The following is an 18387-nucleotide window of genomic DNA, read 5'->3' as shown; positions in this document are numbered from 1 at the left end:
GGCCCCGCCCGGGAAACCGGGCGGGGCCTTTTGTTCTTGGGGCGCCGGGCAACCGGTCTGCCCCTAGGGGGCGGCGTAGTCCTCCCGTTGCTGGCGCATCTGCCTGCCCAGGCCTTGCAGCGACCGTAGCGCCAGCGCCAGGCCGCGCCGGGTGTCTTCGTCCCTGAACAGCTGGAACAGGCCCGCCAGGCCCGGCGGCTGCGCCTCTTGCATGCCCTGGGCCTGGGCCGCGCGCCACGCGTTGGCCAGCGTCCAGGCGGCGCCTGCCGCCTGGTCCGACAGGGCGCCCAGTTTTTCCACCATGGGCGCGTCCAGCAGATCCACCAGGTCGGACGCCAACGCCAGCAGGTCCACCACGTTGTCCAGGCGGCCGCTGTCGGCCAGGGGCCGCAGCTTGTCCGCCAGCAACGTCAGGCTGTCGCCGCCATCGGCCGCCTGGGACGTGTGAAGGACGCTGGCGCAGCGTTCGGGCGCCGGCAGGGTGTTGTCGTGGTGCGCGGTCATAGCATTCCCCTGGCAACGGACCAATACAGGCCTCGGTTGAAACCCTGCCGCAGCAGGCCGCCCAGCTTGGTGGGCGGCGTGGGCCGCACATCGTGCGTGTAGTCATACCAGAGCGGCATGCCGGCGTTCAGCCCCATCTGCGCGACCGCCTGTACGCGGCCTTCATAGACGCTGGGGGGATGGCCCAGCCGGATCTCGCCGGCGATGTTGTTGGCGATGACGGGCGCCTGGTTGTGGCACGAGCCGCCGGCCTTGCTGACGGGCAAGTCCACCGTGTCGCCGATCACATAGACGTTCTGCAAGCCATACACCTGCAAGGTCTCGTGATCGGTAGGCAGCCAGCCTTCGTTGTCCGGCGCCTGCGAGGCGCCGGATTCCAGCACCACGTCCACCGCGCGGATCGGCGGCGTGGCCATGAGGATGTCGAACGGCTGCTCGGCGCCTTCCTCCGAATAGGCGATGCGGCGTTCGGGATCCACGCGCGACAGCGTGAAGCCGCGCTGAAAGCGTATGCCGCGCTGCTCGAAAATGGCGGGCAGCACGTCGCAGGTGGGTTGCTGCAGGAACAGGCAATTGCGCAGCAGTTGCGCGGTGGTGGGGTAGGTGTAGACGATCTCGACCCGGTCGCGCACGCCGCGGCGGCGCAGGTAGTCGTCCAGCATCAGGGTGGTTTCGATGGGAGCGATGCCGCACTGGTGCGGCACATTGGGCGTCTTGGGGAACGTGACGCTGACGAAGACCCGGCCGCGCTCGATCCGGGATAGCCGGTCGGCCAGTTGGCGCGCCGGTTCGTACTGGTAGAAATGGTCGCCCGCTTCACGCAGGCCCTCGATGCGCTCGGGCGCCGGCACGCAGCCCGTGGCGATCACCAGGTAGTCATAGCCGTAGCGCTTGCCGCTGCGCGTGGTGACCTGCTGCGCGTTGAAATCGAAGCGGGTCACCTTGTCGACGCGGAATTCGATTTCGGGACGTAGCAGGGACCTTTCGGGGCGCTTGAGTTCTTCCTGGAAAAACAGGTTGAACGCCACATACATGAAGGCGGGCTTGTAGTAGTGGTCCGGTGAGTCGGACAGCAGCAGGACGCTGACTTCGCCGCGCGATACCTCGGGGTACAGCTTCTGGACCAGTTGATTGGCCAGCATGGTGCCGCCCACCCCGCCCCCGACGACGACAATTCGCTTGCTCATAAAAATCCTCCGGTGAGAATAATCAGGAACCAAGTGCCTTGCCCGTCCATATGTAGCAAGCGTGGGGTATTGGGTCAATCAAATAACTTATATTTATAAAAAACATCCTTTCCGGCCGGGGTTGTCGGGGGGGGGCGAGGGCAGGTTGCGCGTCGGGGCGCCGCTCAGTAGCCGCGTGACGGGTCCGCACAGGTGTCGGGCCGGCCCCCGCCTTGCAGCGTTTGCAGGTTGTCCAGCGTCTGCCGGGCAATGGCCGCCGCCGGGGTGCGGGTGGCGATGTGGGGCGTGACCAGCACGTTCGGGTGGCGCCACAGCGGGTGGTCGGGCGGCAGCGGTTCCTGCGGCGTGGCGTCCAGCGTGGCGTAGCCCAGCTGGCCGCTGTCCAGCGCCGCCAGCAGCGCTTGGGCGTCCAGGTGTTCGCCGCGCCCCGCGTTGACCACGTGGGCGCCGCGCGGCAGCTGCGCGAAGGTGGCCGCGCCCAGGAAGCCGCGGGTGTCGTCGGTCAGCGGCAGCAGGCAGACCAGCGTGTCGGCCTCGGCCAGCAAGGCGGGCAGGCCGTCGGCGCCATGATGGCCGGTAATCCCCGCCGGCAGGTCCGGCTTGGGCGTGCGGCTCCAGCCCGACACCCGGTAGCCCAGCGCCGTCAGCGCCCGGGCCGCGGCCAGCCCCAGGCGGCCCAGGCCGGCGATGGCGACACGGTGGTCCGACGGCGGCACGATGGGGCTTTCGCGCCAGAGGCCCTGGGCGCTGTTGCGGACATAGTCGTGAAAGTGGCGGTGGTGGTTGATGACCGCCCAGGCGACGTAGGTGCTCATGCCGGCCGTCATGCCGGCTTCGGCCACGCGGCACACCGGCACGTGGCGGGGCAGCGTCGGGTCGGCATAGAGGTGGTCCACGCCCGCGCCGATGGACTGGATCAGGCGCAGGTTGGGCAGGGTGGCCAGGATGCCGGCGGGCGGCTGCCAGCAGACGGCCGCGTCGATGTCGGCCGGGTTGCCCAGGTCGTCGGCGGTGCGCCAGGCGATGTCGGGCCGCAGCGCCTGGAAGGCGGGCACCAGGTAGCGCATGTCCAGCACGCGGCTGAGCAGGGCGATGCAGGGCGGCCGGTCCGGGGTGACGGGTGCCATGACGGTTGGGGGCGCGGCCGAGGCGGTGGCGAGGGCGGCGGTGCTCATGCGGCCTCCGCGACCCGGCGCGCGCGCCCCGAGACGATGCTGGCGAAGTCCGGCACCGCCTGCACCAGTTCACGGGTGTAGGCCTCTTGCGGCTCGTCGATCACCTGCGCGGACGGCCCGCATTCGATGATGCGGCCCTGCTGCATCACGGCGATGCGGTCGCACATCTGCGCCGCCACGCGCAGGTCGTGGGTGACGAACAGCATGCTCAGGTGAAAGCGTTCCCGCACGCTGGCGAACAGGTCCAGCACCTGGGCCTGCACCGACACGTCCAGCGCCGACACCGGTTCGTCGGCCACGATCAGGTCGGGGTCGGACGCCAGGGCCCGGGCGATGCCGATGCGCTGGCGCTGGCCGCCCGAGAATTCGTGCGGATAACGGCCGGCGGCGTCCGGGTTCAGACCTACCAGTTGCAGCAGTTCGGCCGCGCGGGCGCGGGCCTTGTCGGGCGCCATGCCCTGCGCGATCGGCCCGGCCATGATCGAGCGGCCGACCGTGTGGCGCGGGTTGAGCGAGGCCTGCGGGTCCTGGAACACCATCTGCACCCGGCCGGTGGCCGGGCGGGCGCCGCGGGCCTGGCCGTTGAAAAGCACCTGGCCGCCGTCCTGCGCCAGCAGGCCGGCGATGCAGCGCCCCAGGGTGGACTTGCCGGAACCGGATTCGCCCACCAGGCCCAGCACCTCGCCGCGCCGCAGCGTGAAGCTGATGCCGCGCATGGCGGCGGTCTCGCGGCCACGGCGGAACAGCCCGCCGCCGGACACGTAGGTCTTGGTCAGGTCGCGCACGTCCAGCAGCACGGGCTGCGGCTCGGTGTTGCGCACGCTTGCCGGCATGCCGTGCGGAATGGCGGCGATCAGTTTGCGGGTGTAGTCGTGGCGCGGGTGGCCCAGCACCTCGGCGGCCGTGCCGGCTTCGACGATCTCGCCCAGCTGCATGACAGCCACGCGGTCGGCGATCTGCGACACCACGCCGAAGTCATGCGTGATGAACAGCACGGCCGTGCCATGGCGGGCCTGCAGGTCGCGGATCAGGTCCAGGATCTGCGCCTGGGTGGTGACGTCCAGCGCGGTGGTGGGTTCGTCGGCGATCAGCAGCGCCGGTTCCAGCATCAGGGCGCAGGCGATCATGACGCGCTGGCGCTGCCCGCCCGACAGGCGGCCGGGGTAGCTGGCGGCGATGCCCTCGGGGTCCGGCAGGCGCACGTCGCGCAGGGCGCCGATGATGCGGGCGCGCTTGTCCGCGGCCGACAGCTTGACGTGGGCGTCCAGCGCTTCTTCCAGCTGGTCGCCGATGCGCATCACCGGGTTCAGCGCCGACATCGGGTCCTGGAAGATCATGCCGATGCGGTTGCCGCGCAGCGCGCGCCATTGCGGTTCGGCCAGCGTCAGCAGGTCATGGCCCTGGAAGGTGATGCTGCCGGCCACCGGGGCCACCATCGGCTGGGGCAGCAGGCCCATGACGGCGTTGGCGATCATGGACTTGCCCGAGCCGCTTTCGCCCACGATGCACAGCGTTTCGCCGCGGCCGATGCGCAGGCTGGCTTCCTTGACCGCCAGCGGGCGGTCGGCGCCCGCGGGCAACCGGATGGACAGGCCGCGAATGTCGAGCAGCGTGTCGGTGACGGTGGCGAGCGGGTCGGGCGCCAGGGCGCTGCCGGCCAGGCCGTCGGCGGCCGGGATGTCGACGGGGTTCATGCGCGGCTCCTTGGGTCCAGCCGGGTGTTCAGGCCGTCGCTCAGGCCTTCGCCGATCAGGTTCAGCGCCAGCACCGTCAGCAGGATGGCCACGCCGGGAAACAGGCTGATCCACCAGGCCTGGCGCAGCGCCGTGCGGGCCGCGCCGATCATGTAGCCCCAGCTCATCACGTTGGGATCGCCCAGGCCCATGAAGCTCAGGCTCGATTCCAGCAGGATGGCGGTGGCCACCATCAGCGACCCCATCACGACGATGGGGGCGGCCGCGTTGGGCAGGATCTGCGTGATGATGATGCGCAGGTTCGATTCGCCGGCCAGGTGGGCGGCATGGACGAAGTCGCGATGGCGCAGCGTCAGGAATTCACCGCGCACCAGCCGGGCCACCGGCGGCCACGACACCAGCGCGATGGCGGTCACGATGGATCCGACCGACGGCTGGAAGATGGCCACCAGCACGATCGCCAGCGCAAAGCTGGGAATCGCCTGGAACAGTTCGGTAAAGCGCATCAGGCCGGTGTCGATCCAGCCGCCGTAGTAGCCGGCCAGCGCGCCCACCGACACGCCGATCAACAGGCCCGCCAGCGTCGAGACCAGGCCGATGAGCAGCGAGATGCGCGCGCCGTACGCCAGCCCGGAACCGATGTCGCGGCCCATGGTGTCGGTGCCGAAGGGCAGGCCGGCCATGTCCAGCGGCGGCAGGAAGGGGCGCTGCACCATGGCCCAGGGGTCATGCGCGGCCACCAGCGGCGCGGCCAGGGCCAGCAGCAGCACCGTGGCCATCACGGCCAGGCCCGCCAGGGCGCCTTTGTTGCGACGAAAACGCCGCCAGAATCCGTTGTTCATTGCAGTTCTATCCTCGGATCGGCCAGCGTATAGAGCAGGTCGGTGATGATGTTGAACGCCACGGCCAGCGCCGCGGTGACCAGGAACGTGCCCAGCAGCAGGTTGTAGTCGCGCTGCACCAGGGCATCGAACATCAGCCGGCCGATGCCGGGCCAGGCGAACACGGTTTCGATCAGCACCGTGCCGCCCACCATGGAGCCGGCCTGGATGCCGGCCAGGGTGATGACCGGCAGCAGCGCGTTGCGCAGAATGTGGCGGCGCTGGATGCGGCGCGGTGACAGCCCCTTGGCGCGGGCGGTCTTGACGAAGTCCATCTGCGCCACTTCCAGCATGGCCGTGCGCGTCATGCGGGCATACACGGCCATGTAGAAGAGCGCCAGCGTGGCCGCCGGCAGCACCAGGTGGCTGGCGATGTCGGCCACGCGCGCCAGCCCGGCGTGGCCCGCGCCCACGGTCTCGAAGCCGAAGCCGGGCAGCCATTCCAGCTTGACCGAAAACAGCAGCACCCCCATCAGCGCCAGCCAGAACAGCGGCGTGGCATAGAACAGCATCGACAAGGTGCTGACCAGGCTGTCCAGCCAGGTCCCCGCGCGGGCACTGGTCCAGGCGCCCAGCGCCACCCCCGCGGTCAATGACACGACGAAGGCGGTCAGCGTCAGGAGCAGCGTGGCCGGCAGGCGTTCGCCGATCAGGCTCATGACCGGGCGCTGCTGGCGGTACGAATCCCCCAGGTCCAGCCGCGCGGCGTGGCTCAGGTAGGTGGCCAGTTGCTGCGGCAGGGGTTTGTCCAGTCCGAAGCGTTCGCGTACCTGCGCCATGAAGACTTCGTCGGAAGCGCCGGCTTCCCCGGCCATGACGGTGGCCGGATCGCCGGGCGCGGCGCGGATCAGCAGGAAATTGATGACCGCGATCAGGGCCAGCACCAGCAGGCCCTGCACGATGCGGCGCATCAGGTAAGCGAGTTTCTTCATGCGGCATTCCCCCTGTCTGGATCGTCGCGGCTTACGCCAGCGTGGCGCGCGCCAGGCTGTCGTTCAAGCCGATGCCTGAATTGATCAGGTTCTTGACGTTGTTGCGATACAGCGTGGGGAACTGCAGTTCCAGCAGCCAGGCCACCGGCACCTCGTCGACCAGGACGCGCTGCACTTCTTCGTACAGCTTGCGGCGGGCCTCGGGGTCGGCTTCGCGGGCACCGCGCTCGAACAGGTCGTCGACCTTGGGGTTGCTGTACCCCTCGACGTTGTTCCAGGGCGAGCCCTTGGCGATCGTGGACGTCAGGTAGTTGCGGCTGACGCCCAGCGCTGCGTCGCCATACTGGTACAGGTAGCAGAAGGCGATGTCGTAGTCCCAGTTGGCGGTCTTTTCGCTCCAGCCGGCGACGTCGGTGGCCGTCATCTCCAGCTTGATGCCGGCCTCGGCCAGGTTCTGCCGGACGATCTCGGCAAAGCGCTGCCAGGTTTCGCCATAGGGCAGCGGCAACAGGCGCAGGGTCTGGCCCTGGTAGCCGGCTTCCTTGAGCAATTGCCTGGCGCGGGCCACGTCGCGCGGATAGCGCGTGACGTCGTCGGTGTGGTAGCGCACGCTGCTGTTGAACGGGCCGGTCGCCACTTTGCCAAAGCCATACCAGGCCACGTTGCGCATGGCCTCGCGGTCCAGCGCATACATGATGGCGCGGCGCACGCGCACATCGCCCAGCAGCGGGTGGCGGTTGTTCAGCCACAGGAAGGAATGCGGGCCGAAGAATTCCCAGCCCTTGGTGGTGATGTCCACATTGGGCAGGCTCTTCAAGCGCGCGATGTCGAAGTATTCAACGGTGCCGCCGGGCAGCACGTCCAGCTTGCCGGATTCGAACGCGGCGGCGCGCGAAGCGGCGTCGGGAATGACGTGGAAGTAGACCGTCTCCACGCTGGGCAGGCCAGGCTCGTGGTACTGCTCGTTGCGCACCAGCTGGATGTACGAGCCGCGGCGCCATTCCTTGAACTTGTAGGGGCCGGTGCCGATGGGCGTGTTGTTGGCCGGGTTGGTCAGGTAGTCGGTGCCTTCGTAGATATGGCGCGGGACCATGGGCATGGTGCCGCTTTCGAACAGGCCCAGGAAGGGACCGAACGGGCGCGGCAAACGGAATTCGACGGTGTGGTCGTCCAGCGCCTTGATGCTGTCGACGAAGGCCAGGCCGGCGCGCAGCCGCGACTGGGTCTTGCGCAGGAACTGGTCCACGCTGAAGACCACGTCGTGCGCGGTGAAGGGCTTGCCGTCATGCCACAGCACGCCCTGCTTGAGCGTGAAGGTGTAGACGGTGGCGGTGTCGTTGACCGTCCAGGACGCGGCCAGGCCCGGCATGGGCTCCAGCTTTTCGTCGTAGCGCAGCAGGCTTTCGTAGATGTTGCCGCCGATCATCTGCGTCGGGCCGTTCTGCACGATGCCCAGCATCAGGCCGGGTGGCTCGGGCTGCACGGCAATGTTCAGCACGCCGTTGCGCGCGGCCGCGGCCCAGGCGGGCAGGGCGGCGGCGCCGCTCCACCAGCCGGCCGCGGCAGCGCTTGAAATCAGAAAGTCGCGTCGGTTCATGAGGTTCTCCTGGTGACGGGGCCGAAGGTGGCGGCAAGCGCGGCGCGGTCAGGCGCCGGCGGGTTCGACAAGCTTCAACAGCGCGCGCCATTCGCGTTCGCTGGGATCGGGGGCGCCGGGCAGGCGGTTGGTGTCGCCGCTGGCGTACTGGCGCGCGGTCTTTTCACTGACCTGCGGGCTGACCGGGTAGGTCGCCTGGCCGGTGGACTGGATCGCCAATTGCACGCGGCAGGCGCGGTCCAGGTTGAGCATCAGGATGAAGGCCTGCGCCACGGTGGCGCCGGCGGTCAACAGACCGTGGTTGCGCAGGATCATCGCGTTGTGCGGGCCCAGGTCGGCGACCAGGCGTTCGCGCTCGTCCAGATCCAGCGCGATGCCTTCGTAGTCGTGATAGGCGACGCGGTTGTAGAACTGCAGCGCCCATTGGTTCACCGGCTGCAGGCCGCAGGCCAGCGACGACACGGCCACGCCGGCCACTGTGTGGGTGTGCAGCACGCAGCCCGCATCGGGGCGGCCCATGTGCACGGCGCTGTGGATGGTGAAGCCAGCCGGATTGACGTCGTACGGCGTGGGCGCCACCGGGCGGCCGTCAAAGCCGACCTTCACCAGCGATTCGGGCGTGATGTCGCGAAACAGATGGCCGTACGGGTTGATCAGGAAGGCGCCTTCCTCGCCCGGCACGCGCGCCGAGATGTGCGTGTAGATGCTGTCGTCCATGCCGAAATGGGCGATGAGGCGATAGCACGCCGCCAGGTCGCGGCGGGTCTGTTGTTCCGCTGCGCTGAGGGGCTGGGCGGAATCCTGGGGGTGGGCCATTGATGCGTCCTTGGAGGGGAGGGGGGGCGGCGGCGCGCCGGATGCTGGGCATTATGCGTCGATCGTCAACTGTCGACAGTTAGCAGTAACACTGATATGCTGCGCAAAATCGGGGTGCTATATAGCTGACGCGCCAAGCGCATTCACACCCCAGACGAGACTCCCATGCCTGAAACCCCGGCCGCCCTTACCGCTTTCGAATCCGTCAATGTTCCCGACCTGGTCGGCGTGGTCGAAGACCGGCTCACCCAGGCCATCGTGCAAGGCCGCCTGCCGCCGGGCAGCCGCGTGGTCGAAGCCGAGATCGCGCGCCAGATGGCGATCAGCCGCGCACCGGTGCGCGAGGCCTCGCGTCGGCTGGAACGCCAGGGCATCCTGGTGTCCAAGCCGCGCCGCGGCTTTTTCGTGCGCGAGATGTCGGTGCGTGAAATCGACGACCTGTTCCAGGTGCGCCTGAGCCTGGAAATGACGGCGGTGGCCGCCGCCTGCGAGCACGCCGATGCCGCCGGCCTGGCGCGCCTGACCCAGCTGCTGCAATTGATGATCGCCGAGGCCGCCGACGCGCCGCAGCACCGCCGCATCGAGCTGGACCTGAGCTTTCACACCCTGATCTGCGAGCTGTCGGGCAATGCGTACCTGCTGCGCCTGTTCTCCAGCACCCAGACCGAAATGCGCATGATCATTTCGCTGATCGACAACGTCTACCAAGACCCGGAACTGGTCGCGTCCACGCACCAGCCGATCCTGGACGCGTTGGCGCGGCGTGACGTGCAGGCCGCGCAGGCCTGCATGAAGGTCCACCTGGACGATGCCTGGGAGCACGTCCGCAATCTGTTCGTCTCGCAGCATGGCGCGGCGGGCGAAAAACCAAGGGGCAGCAAGAAGCCATGAAAGTCGTCTACAGCGATAAGCACCAGCTTCACGATCCGCAGTTTTTCATCGTGCGCGGCAAGGTCAAGCGCAGCAACGAACAGCCCGAGCGCGGCGCGCGCCTGCTGGCGGCGGTGCAGCGCGACGGCCACCGGATCATTGCGCCGGACGACTGCGGCGCGGCGCCGCGCGCGGCCGTGCATACGCCGCAGTACCTGCGCTTTCTTGAAACCGCCTACGCGCGCTGGCGCGAGTTGCCCGACGCCTCGGAAGAAGTGGTGGCCAACGTGCACCCGTTTCCGGGCCAGCCCTGCACCTATCCGGACCACATCGTGGGCCTGGCCGGCTATCACATGGGCGATACCGCCTGCCCGATCGGCGCGGGCACCTGGGAAGCGGCCACCTGGTCGGCGCACTGTGCCACCCACGCCGCCCAGCTGGTGCTGGACGGCGAACGCGCGGCCTATGCACTGTGCCGCCCGCCCGGCCACCATGCGTATGTCGACCGCGCCAATGGCTTTTGCTACCTGAACAATGCCGCCATCGCGGCGCAGCACCTGCGCACCGCGCATCGCCGCGTCGCCATCCTGGACCTGGACGTGCACCACGGCAACGGCACCCAGGGCATCTTCTATCGCCGCCCCGACGTGCTGACGGTGTCGCTGCACGCCGACGCGCACAACACCACGCCGTTCTTCGTCGGCCACGCCCATGAAACGGGCGAAGGCGACGGGCTGGGCTACAACATCAACCGCCCGCTGCCGGTCGGCACGGGCGACGAAGGCTACCTGGCCGCGCTGCGCCGCGTGTTCCTGGACATCCAGGCGTTCGCACCGGGTGCGCTGGTGGTGGCGCTGGGGCTGGACGCCCACGAACGCGATCCCTACAAGGGCCTGGCGGTCACCACCGAGGGCTTTGGCCGCATCCTGGCTGAAGTGGCCAAGCTGGGCCTGCCCACCGTGCTGGTGCAGGAAGGCGGCTACCTGTCGGACGACCTGGGCCCCAATCTGGCCAGCGCGCTGCGCGGCTTCGATTCCGCCGCCTGAAGGAGAGCGCCATGATCGATCAGGACTGCGCCCAGGACGTGCTGGCCGCGGCCTCGCCGGACATCGGCGAGGCGCAGGCCGCGCAACTGGCGCGGCGTCACTTCGGCATCGATGCCCAGGTGCGCCGGCTGGCCGGCGAGCGCGACCGCAACTTTCACCTGCGCGCCGACGACGGCCGGGAATACGTGCTGAAGTTCTCGCACCCGGCCGAAGACGCGCGCGTGGCCGATTTCCAGGCGCGCGCCTTGCGCCATGTCGAGCAGGCCGACCCGGGCCTGCCGGTGCAGCGCGTGCTGCTGGCCGATGACGGCGAGCCTTGCGTCTGGCTGCAAACGCCCGACGCGCCGCCGCGCGTGCTGCGGCTGTTCAGCTACCTGCCGGGCCTGCCGCTGCCGGACGCGCCGCGCTCGGCGGCGCAGCGCGACAACCTGGCGCGTACGCTGGCGCGGCTGGGGCTGGCGCTGCGCGGCTTCACGCACCCCGCGGGGCAGCTGGACCTGCCGTGGGACATCCAGCGCACGTATGAAGTGGCGCCCTTGCTGGCGCACGTGACCGACCCCGCGCGCCGGGCGCTGGCCGAACGCGGCCTGGCGCGCTTCGTGAATCACGCCAAGCCGGCACTGCCGGGGCTGCGCGCCCAGGCCATCCACAACGACCTGAACCTGTACAACGTGCTGGTCGATCCTGCCGACCCCGACCGCATCGCCGGCATCCTGGATTTCGGCGACATGGTGCACGCGCCGCTGGTCAACGACCTGGCAGTGGCGGCGTCCTACCAGCTGGAGCCCGGCGACGACGCCCTGGCGCCCGCCGTGGCCTTCACGGCGGCGTATCACGCGGTCAGCCCGCTGACGCCGGCCGAACTGGACGTGCTGTTCGACCTGATGGTGGCGCGGCTGGTGATGGTGGTGGCGATCGGCGGCTGGCGCGCCGCGCGCTATCCCGAGAACAGCGCCTACATCCTGCGCAACAACGCGGTGTCGTGGGCGCGACTGCAGTCCTGCGACGGCATTGCCCGCGACGCGGCGCGCCAGCGCCTGCGCGCGGCGTGCGGCTTTCGATAAGAGGGCGGTGACCATGACTGTGACGCAACCCGGCGCGCCTGCTGCGGCCTTGCCCAACCTTCCCGCGAACGACGGCGGCGCCGCGCATACCGCCGCGCTGATCGCCCGCCGCCACCAGTTGCTGGGGCCGGCCTACCGCCTGTTCTACGAATCGCCCGTGCACCTGGTGCGCGGCGAAGGCGTGTGGCTGTACGACGCCCAGGGCAAGCCGTACCTGGACGCCTACAACAACGTCGTGCCGCTGGGCCACTGCCATCCGGCCGTGGTCCAGGCGATTGCCCGGCAGGCGGCGGTGCTGAACACCCACACCCGCTATGTGCACGAAACCGTGCTGGACTATGCCGAGCAATTGCTGGCGACATTTCCGCCCGGCCTGGGCCAGGTGATGTTCACCTGCACCGGCAGCGAAGCCAACGACCTGGCGCTGCGGATCGCGCAGGCGCATACCGGCGCCACCGGCCTGATCGTGACCCGCTTTGCGTACCACGGCGTGACCTTGTCGATCGCGCAGGCCTCGCCGTCGCTGGGCCGCTATGTCACGCTGGGGCCCGCGGTGCGGACCGTGGCGGCGCCGGATACCTACCGGCAGGGTCCCGATGCCGTCGGCCCGGCGCTGGCGCAGGCCGTGCGCGACGCGGTGGCGGATCTGGCGGCCCAGGGCCTGCGCCCCGCCGCGCTGCTGGTCGACACCATTTTCTCCAGCGACGGCGTGCAGGCCGCACCCGAGGGGTTCCTGCGCGAGGCCGTGCAGGCCATCCACGAAGCCGGCGGCCTGTTCATCGCGGACGAGGTGCAGGCCGGCATGGGCCGCACCGGTCAGGCGATGTGGGGCTTCATGCGGCACGGCATCGAGCCCGACCTGGTCACGATGGGCAAGCCATTGGGCAACGGCCATCCGGTGGCTGGCGTGGCCGCGCGCCCGCAGGTGCTGGAGGCGTTCGGCCGCAACGGGCGCTACTTCAATACCTTCGGCGGCAATCCGGTATCGGCCGCGGCCGGCCTGGCCGTGCTGCGCACGGTGCAGGAGGAAGCGCTGATGCAGAACGCCGAACGCGTCGGTCATTATCTGCGCGAGCGGCTGCAAGGCCTGGCCGCACGCCACGACCTGATCGGCGACGTGCGCGGCGCGGGCCTGTTCATCGGCGTCGAGCTGGTGCGCGACCGCCGCACGCGCGAACCCGCTACGCAAGCAGCCGCACGCGTGGTCAACGGCCTGCGCGACCGGCAGATACTGACCGGCAGCGCGGGCGAACACGCCAACACGCTGAAGATCCGCCCGCCGCTGCCGTTTTCCACGGCCGATGCCGACGTGCTGGTCGCCGCGCTGGACGAGACGCTGGCCGCGCTGTAGCGCCGCTGCAATGCAACAGGCCGCGGGCATTGGCTTGCCCGCGGCCTTTTCTATGGGATGAAACGCGGGCTATCCCCCGCGTCCCCGCCTTACTGCTTGACCGTCACGAACACCGGATTCGAATAGAACCACAGGTCGTTGTAGTTGCGCGCATTGATCGCGTTGAAGCGCGCGGCGTTGTCGGCCAGGTCCACCTTCAGGTCGGGCAGCGGTTCGCCGTTGGCGGTTTCGCCCGCCACGTCCGGCGCCAGGTTGGTGCCGCGCAGGCGCAGGTACTGGCTCTTGTCGGCGGTCAGCTTGACCTTGATGACGTTGTAGCCGTCCTTGTCCACCGTCCAGTCGGCGCGGGTGTAGCGCGCCAGCACGCGGGTGCTGGGGTTGGTGGCGTTGTCATAGGCCGGCGTGCCGGGCGCGGCGCGCGGGCCCACGTCGCCCACGATCAGGTCCACGTGGTTGACGGTGGGCTTGACGTAGGTGGGGTTGCCGCTTTCGATCGGGTACTCGTAGTGGTTGCTGTCCGGGCTGCGAAAGCGGATGGTCACTTCCACCTGTTCGCCCTTGGCCGCTTGCAGCTCGCCGCCCATGTAGGCTGTGCCCGCTGCGCCCTGCGCCTGGAATTCCAGGGCGTCGATCAGGTCGCCGAACACGCCGAACATGCGGCCGCTCTTCAAGCCGGCCACCACGGCCGCCATGTCCTTGCCGTCCTTCCAGACGTAGGTCTTGGCGTATTCGCCGGGGGCGTAGCCGCTGCTGTACAGGCCCGACGCGGTGCGGAAATGGAAGTCGGAATCGGCCACGTTCCAGATGCGCCGGCCTTCGCCCAGCAGCGCATCCCAGGTGCCGCCGACCTTGGCCACCAGGTAGTCCACGCCGCCGTAGGTGCGGTTGGGCAGGTTCACGGGCGTGTAGGCCTCGGCATAGCCGCCGCGGTCCGGTTCCATCTGGTTGCCGACCATGCCTTCGACGCCGAAGAAGATCGTCGGCGCCAGGTCGTGCATGTCACGCAGCTGGCCGATGGTGTATTTGCCGGCATAGCGCGACGGGTGGTTCAGCAGCAGGTAGCTGTCCGGATGCTTGTCGCGCAGCCATTGCAGCGCGGTCAGCGAGTCGGCGTGGGTGGTGAAGGCGCGCGGCTGGCCGGCCAGGTCGGCCACCAGTTGCGCGTCGAACAGGTTGGCCGCCTTGTTGGTGTACAGGTACTCGTATTCGGCCACCGCGCGCAGCGACTTGGCCGACATCGGGTCGTTCACGCCGATGCCGATGTTGACGTGGTCATGCGTGGGCATGTCCCATTCGAACGACGAGAAGATGATCTTGCCGGCGTAGCGGCCCGCCGCCTGCGCCTGCCTGATGAACGGCACTTCGTATTGCGCCATGCCGGTGGAAAACGGCACGGGGCCGCCGGGCAGGGCGACGCCGGTGTTGTCGCGGTCGGACATGCGCAGGTGATTCGACAGCGCGGCCCAGTCCAGTTTGTAGCGGTCGAACGCCTGGTCCAGCACGCTTTCCAGGGTCACCTGCGCGTCGTTGGACTGGATCGTGTGCACGTGCAGGTCTCCGGCGCTCCAGACGCCCGTCTGCACGGGCGGCGGGGCCGGCGGCGTGGGGGGGGTCACCGCGGGCGGCGGGGCCGCGGGGGTCTCGTCATCGTCATCGCTGCCGCCGCAGGCGCTCAGCAGGGTCACGCAAGCCAGCGACAAGGGCATGATGGCCCGCCGCAGGCGGGATACTTCGAACCGCATTTCAAACTCCAGCGTCAGGCGGCCTGCAAGGCGCAGGGCCGCGAAGGCCCGCACTATGGGGTGTCAGGGTGACGTGGAAATGACAGGGGCGGCCGTGGCTAGCGCTTGCGCGCCGCCGGAGCCTTGTCGGCGGCCCCTTGCGGCGTCTCGCCGGCCTCGGCCAGCGCCTGCTGGATGATGGCATTCGCGGTCCAGCGCGCCACCTCGGTGACCTCGGGCAGGTCCAGCCGCCAGATGTCCTTGAGCACCAGGAACACCTCGGTGCCGTAGACCAGCGACAGCGCCTGCGCCACGCGGTCCTGCTGCGCGGGTGTCAGCGTGCCGGCCAGCGGCGCGATGGCGCGCTTGAGGATGTCGACCCGGTGGCCGCGCACCAGCCGCGGTTCGTTGCCCGCGCGGCCGGCGCTGGCTTCGGCGTGCTGCTGCAGCGATACCTGGATGGCGGCGCGCAGCGGCGCTTCGTGCGCTTCCAGCCGTGGATACGCAAAGCGCAGCAGCTCATCGACCCGGGCGGCGGCATCCGCCGCCTTCGAGTCCCAGGCCAGGATCGGGCCCAGGCTTTCGTCCACCACGGCGGCGATCAGCGCGCTCTGGCTGGGAAAGTAGCGGTAGGCGGTGGCGCGCGATACCTGCGCGTGTTCGGCCAGTTCGGCCACCGACGGCGTGATGCCCTGCGCCATCAGCCGGTGCGCGGCGTCCAGCAAGATCTTGCGCATGCGGGCGCGCGGTCCGTGCGGCGGTTCGCCGCTGGCGGCGGCCTGCCGGCTGGCGGGGCCGATCAGGCGGGCGACGGCGGGGGGCGACTGGCGGTCGGCGGGAGTTTGACGTGAGACAGGTGTCTCAGTATGATTCTTTCGTCTCATTTCTAGATTCTACAGGCCCAGGCGGCCCCAGACATATCGAGGCGCGCACCGAGTGTAGCCGCCCGCGGAGGAGTCATGACGCAAGCGAACCGGCGGGTCTTCGTGGCCGCCACCTACGACACCAAGGGCCACGAGGCCGACTACGTCGCCGACCTGCTCAAGCGGGAAGGGCTGGACGTCATCACCGTGGACGTGTCCACCACCGGCGCCGCCAGCGGCGCCCGCGTGCAGGCGCGCGAGGTCGCCCGCAGCCATCCGCAGGGCGAGCAGGCCGTCTTCACCGGCGACCGCGGCACGGCCATCGCCGCCATGGCGCTGGCGTTCGAACGCTACGCCGCCGCCAACCCCGACATCGGCGCCTTGCTCGGCCTGGGCGGGTCGGGCGGCACCGCACTCATCACGCCCGCCATGCGCGCGCTGCCGATCGGCGTGCCCAAGCTGATGGTGTCCACCATGGCGTCCGGCAACGTCGCGCCGTACGTCGGCCCTTCGGACATCGCGATGATGTATTCCGTGACCGACGTGGCGGGCCTGAACCGCATTTCGCGCCGCGTGCTGGCCAATGCCGCAGGCGCCATCGGCGGCGCCTTCCGCCAGGCCGCCAGCGCCGCGGACGACGACAGCCGCCCCGCGGTCGGCATCACCATGTTCGGCGTTACCACGGCCTGCGTGCAGCAGGTGACGCCGCTGCTCGAATCGCGCTTTGACTGCCTGGTGTTCCACGCCACCGGCACGGGCGGCCAATCGATGGAAAAGCTGCTCGACAGCCACCTCCTGGCCGGCGTGCTGGACCTGACCACCACCGAAGTCTGCGACTTCTTGTTCGGCGGCGTGTTGGCCTGCACCGAAGACCGCTTCGGCGCGGTGGCGCGTACCCGCGCGCCCTACGTCGGTTCCTGCGGCGCGCTGGACATGGTGAACTTCGGCGGCATGGATACGGTGCCCGAGCGCTACCAGGGCCGTACGTTCTATCCCCACAATCCGCAGGTGACGCTGATGCGCACCACCCTGCAAGAAAACAAGCGGCAGGGCGAATGGATCGCCGCCAGGCTGAACCAGTGCGACGGCCCCGTGCGCTTCCTGATCCCGGAAGGCGGCGTGTCGGCGCTGGATGCGCCGGGCCAAGCGTTCTGGGACCCGCAGGCCGACGCCGCGCTGTTCGCGGCGCTGGAAGCCAACCTGGTGCAGACGCCCAACCGCCGCCTGATCCGCGTGCCTTGCCACATCAACGATCCGCTGTTCGCACAGACCGCGGTCGATCATTACCTTGAAATCGCTACACACTGAGGACCCCGCCATGCCGCGTTTTGACCGCCCCCAACTGCTGGACAAGTTCCGCGCCATGGTGCGCGACCGCACTCCCATCGTGGGCGGCGGCGCCGGCACGGGCCTGTCCGCCAAGTGCGAGGAATCCGGCGGCATCGACCTGATCGTGATCTACAACTCGGGCCGCTACCGCATGGCCGGGCGCGGCTCGCTGGCCGGGCTGCTGGCCTATGGCAACGCCAACGAGATCGTGGTGGACATGGGCCGCGAAGTGCTGCCCGTGGTCAAGCACACGCCGGTGCTGGCGGGCGTGAACGGCACCGACCCGTTCTGCGATTTCGACGTGTTCCTGGACGACCTGAAGCGCCAGGGCTTTGCCGGCGTGCAGAACTTCCCCACCGTCGGCCTGATCGACGGCAACTTCCGCGCCAACCTGGAAGAAACCGGCATGGGCTACGCGCTGGAAGTGGACATGATCCGCCGGGCCCACGACAAGGGCATGCTGACCACGCCGTATGTGTTCAACGAAGACGACGCCGTGGCCATGACGCAGGCCGGCGCCGACATCATCGTGGCGCACATGGGCCTGACCACCGGCGGCTCGATCGGCGCCGAAACCGCGCTGACGCTGGACGACTGCGTGGCCGCCATCGACCGCATCGCGGCCGCGGCGCTGTCGGTACGCCCCGACGTGATCGTGCTGTGCCACGGCGGCCCCATCGCCACGCCTGCCGACGCAGCCCACATCCTGCAGCATTGCAAGCACTGCCATGGTTTCTACGGTGCCAGCTCGATGGAACGCCTGCCCACCGAGCAGGCCCTGACCGCCGCCACGCGGGAATTCAAGCAACTGACGTTCTAAGGTTTCCGCTCACCTCCCGCCGGCCCGCGCACGCCACGCTGCGGGGCCGGCGCTTGCCCAGGAGTCCGCATGCCGCATACCGTCTACACCAGCGCCATCATCCAGGCGCCGCTGGCCACCGTCTGGCCGCTGTTTCGCGATTTCAACGGCCTGGCCGGCTGGCACCCGGGCATCGCCCAAAGCCACCTGGAAGCGGATGGACGCCACGACGCCGTGGGAACGGTGCGCTACCTGACGCTCAAGCCGTCCGGTTTCGTGCGCGAGCAACTGCTGATGCTGGACGACCCCGGCACCGCGCTGCGCTATTCCATCATCGAGACCGACCTGCCGATGCGCGACTACATTGCCGGCGTGGCGTTGCGCCCCGTGACGGAGGGCGGCGTGACGCTGGTGGAATGGTGGGCGGACTTTCGCGTGGAAGACGGCGCGGACCTGCAGGCGGTGGCGACCGCCGTCGGCCAGGGCGTGTTCGCGGCGGGGCTGGCGGCGCTGAACGAGACATTGCGCGGCTGACCGGCACACGGCACGGCGGCCGCC

General features: G+C 69.3%; 17 protein-coding genes. 7 read left to right on the top strand and 10 right to left on the bottom strand.

What is annotated here, in order from left to right; translation table 11 throughout:
- Positions 1–63 precede the first annotated feature (63 nt).
- The 8 genes from AC6LJ2_RS28360 to AC6LJ2_RS28325 form a co-directional block, all read right to left on the bottom strand.
- Complete coding sequence (locus AC6LJ2_RS28360) at positions 64–504, bottom strand: DUF1641 domain-containing protein (protein WP_498152646.1); 441 nt, start codon at positions 502–504, stop codon at positions 64–66.
- Positions 501–1691: an FAD-dependent oxidoreductase gene (locus tag AC6LJ2_RS28355; RefSeq protein WP_263911062.1), complete on the bottom strand. Its 1191-nt coding sequence runs from the start codon at positions 1689–1691 to the stop codon at positions 501–503. The genes AC6LJ2_RS28360 and AC6LJ2_RS28355 overlap by 4 nt, the downstream gene beginning before the upstream one ends.
- Positions 1692–1855: 164 nt before the next feature.
- The gene (locus tag AC6LJ2_RS28350) at positions 1856–2866 is read right to left on the bottom strand and encodes a 2-hydroxyacid dehydrogenase (protein ID WP_498152645.1); all 1011 of its coding nucleotides are present in this window, start codon (positions 2864–2866) and stop codon (positions 1856–1858) included.
- Complete coding sequence (locus AC6LJ2_RS28345; protein WP_498152644.1) at positions 2863–4560, bottom strand: ABC transporter ATP-binding protein; 1698 nt, start codon at positions 4558–4560, stop codon at positions 2863–2865. Before AC6LJ2_RS28345 ends, AC6LJ2_RS28350 begins: the two co-directional genes overlap by 4 nt.
- Positions 4557–5402 (bottom strand): ABC transporter permease, encoded by an 846-nt coding sequence (locus AC6LJ2_RS28340; protein ID WP_498152643.1) that lies wholly within the window; start codon positions 5400–5402, stop codon positions 4557–4559. The genes AC6LJ2_RS28345 and AC6LJ2_RS28340 overlap by 4 nt, the downstream gene beginning before the upstream one ends.
- Positions 5399–6373 (bottom strand): ABC transporter permease, encoded by a 975-nt coding sequence (locus tag AC6LJ2_RS28335; protein ID WP_263911056.1) that lies wholly within the window; start codon positions 6371–6373, stop codon positions 5399–5401. Before AC6LJ2_RS28335 ends, AC6LJ2_RS28340 begins: the two co-directional genes overlap by 4 nt.
- Before the next feature lie 31 nt (positions 6374–6404).
- The gene (locus tag AC6LJ2_RS28330) at positions 6405–7970 is read right to left on the bottom strand and encodes an ABC transporter substrate-binding protein (protein WP_263911055.1); all 1566 of its coding nucleotides are present in this window, start codon (positions 7968–7970) and stop codon (positions 6405–6407) included.
- Between the two features lie 48 nt (positions 7971–8018).
- The gene (locus AC6LJ2_RS28325) at positions 8019–8786 is read right to left on the bottom strand and encodes a class II aldolase/adducin family protein (RefSeq protein ID WP_263911054.1); all 768 of its coding nucleotides are present in this window, start codon (positions 8784–8786) and stop codon (positions 8019–8021) included.
- 165 nt (positions 8787–8951) lie between these two features.
- Here AC6LJ2_RS28325 and AC6LJ2_RS28320 point away from each other — a divergent pair, with 165 nt between their 5' ends.
- The 4 genes from AC6LJ2_RS28320 to AC6LJ2_RS28305 are packed head-to-tail and all read left to right on the top strand — an operon-like array spanning position 8952 to position 13117.
- Positions 8952–9677 carry a GntR family transcriptional regulator gene (locus AC6LJ2_RS28320; protein WP_263911052.1) on the top strand — a complete coding sequence of 242 codons (726 nt, stop codon included), beginning with the start codon at positions 8952–8954 and terminating at the stop codon, positions 9675–9677.
- Positions 9674–10702 carry a histone deacetylase family protein gene (locus AC6LJ2_RS28315; protein WP_263911051.1) on the top strand — a complete coding sequence of 343 codons (1029 nt, stop codon included), beginning with the start codon at positions 9674–9676 and terminating at the stop codon, positions 10700–10702. The genes AC6LJ2_RS28320 and AC6LJ2_RS28315 overlap by 4 nt, the downstream gene beginning before the upstream one ends.
- A gap of 11 nt (positions 10703–10713) precedes the next feature.
- Positions 10714–11766: a phosphotransferase gene (locus AC6LJ2_RS28310; RefSeq protein WP_498152642.1), complete on the top strand. Its 1053-nt coding sequence runs from the start codon at positions 10714–10716 to the stop codon at positions 11764–11766.
- A gap of 13 nt (positions 11767–11779) precedes the next feature.
- A complete protein-coding gene (locus AC6LJ2_RS28305) occupies positions 11780–13117 on the top strand; it encodes an aspartate aminotransferase family protein (RefSeq protein WP_498152641.1) in 1338 nt (445 codons plus the stop codon).
- Between the two features lie 89 nt (positions 13118–13206).
- Here the strand turns inward: AC6LJ2_RS28305 and AC6LJ2_RS28300 are convergent, their stop codons facing one another.
- Entirely contained in the window at positions 13207–14859 is a 1653-nt protein-coding gene (locus AC6LJ2_RS28300; protein WP_498152640.1) for an S-layer protein, read from the bottom strand.
- Positions 14860–14957: 98 nt separating this feature from the next.
- Positions 14958–15641: a TetR family transcriptional regulator gene (locus tag AC6LJ2_RS28295; RefSeq protein WP_263911219.1), complete on the bottom strand. Its 684-nt coding sequence runs from the start codon at positions 15639–15641 to the stop codon at positions 14958–14960.
- A gap of 156 nt (positions 15642–15797) precedes the next feature.
- Between AC6LJ2_RS28295 and AC6LJ2_RS28290 the strand changes: the two genes are divergently transcribed.
- The 3 genes from AC6LJ2_RS28290 to AC6LJ2_RS28280 all read left to right on the top strand — a co-directional run bounded on the left by AC6LJ2_RS28290 (position 15798) and on the right by AC6LJ2_RS28280 (position 18363).
- Positions 15798–17009, top strand: a complete 1212-nt coding sequence (locus AC6LJ2_RS28290; protein ID WP_263911046.1) for a Tm-1-like ATP-binding domain-containing protein — start codon at positions 15798–15800, stop codon at positions 17007–17009.
- A gap of 10 nt (positions 17010–17019) precedes the next feature.
- Positions 17020–17850, top strand: coding sequence for a phosphoenolpyruvate hydrolase family protein (locus tag AC6LJ2_RS28285; protein WP_498152639.1), 831 nt, complete (start codon positions 17020–17022; stop codon positions 17848–17850).
- A gap of 69 nt (positions 17851–17919) precedes the next feature.
- Positions 17920–18363 (top strand): SRPBCC family protein, encoded by a 444-nt coding sequence (locus AC6LJ2_RS28280; RefSeq protein WP_498152638.1) that lies wholly within the window; start codon positions 17920–17922, stop codon positions 18361–18363.
- Positions 18364–18387: the final 24 nt, after the last annotated feature.

The organism is Achromobacter sp. 1014246743, assembly GCF_059760725.1.
The sequence above is the reverse complement of the archived record's forward strand: the minus strand, read 5'-3'. Positions and strand labels throughout refer to the sequence as shown.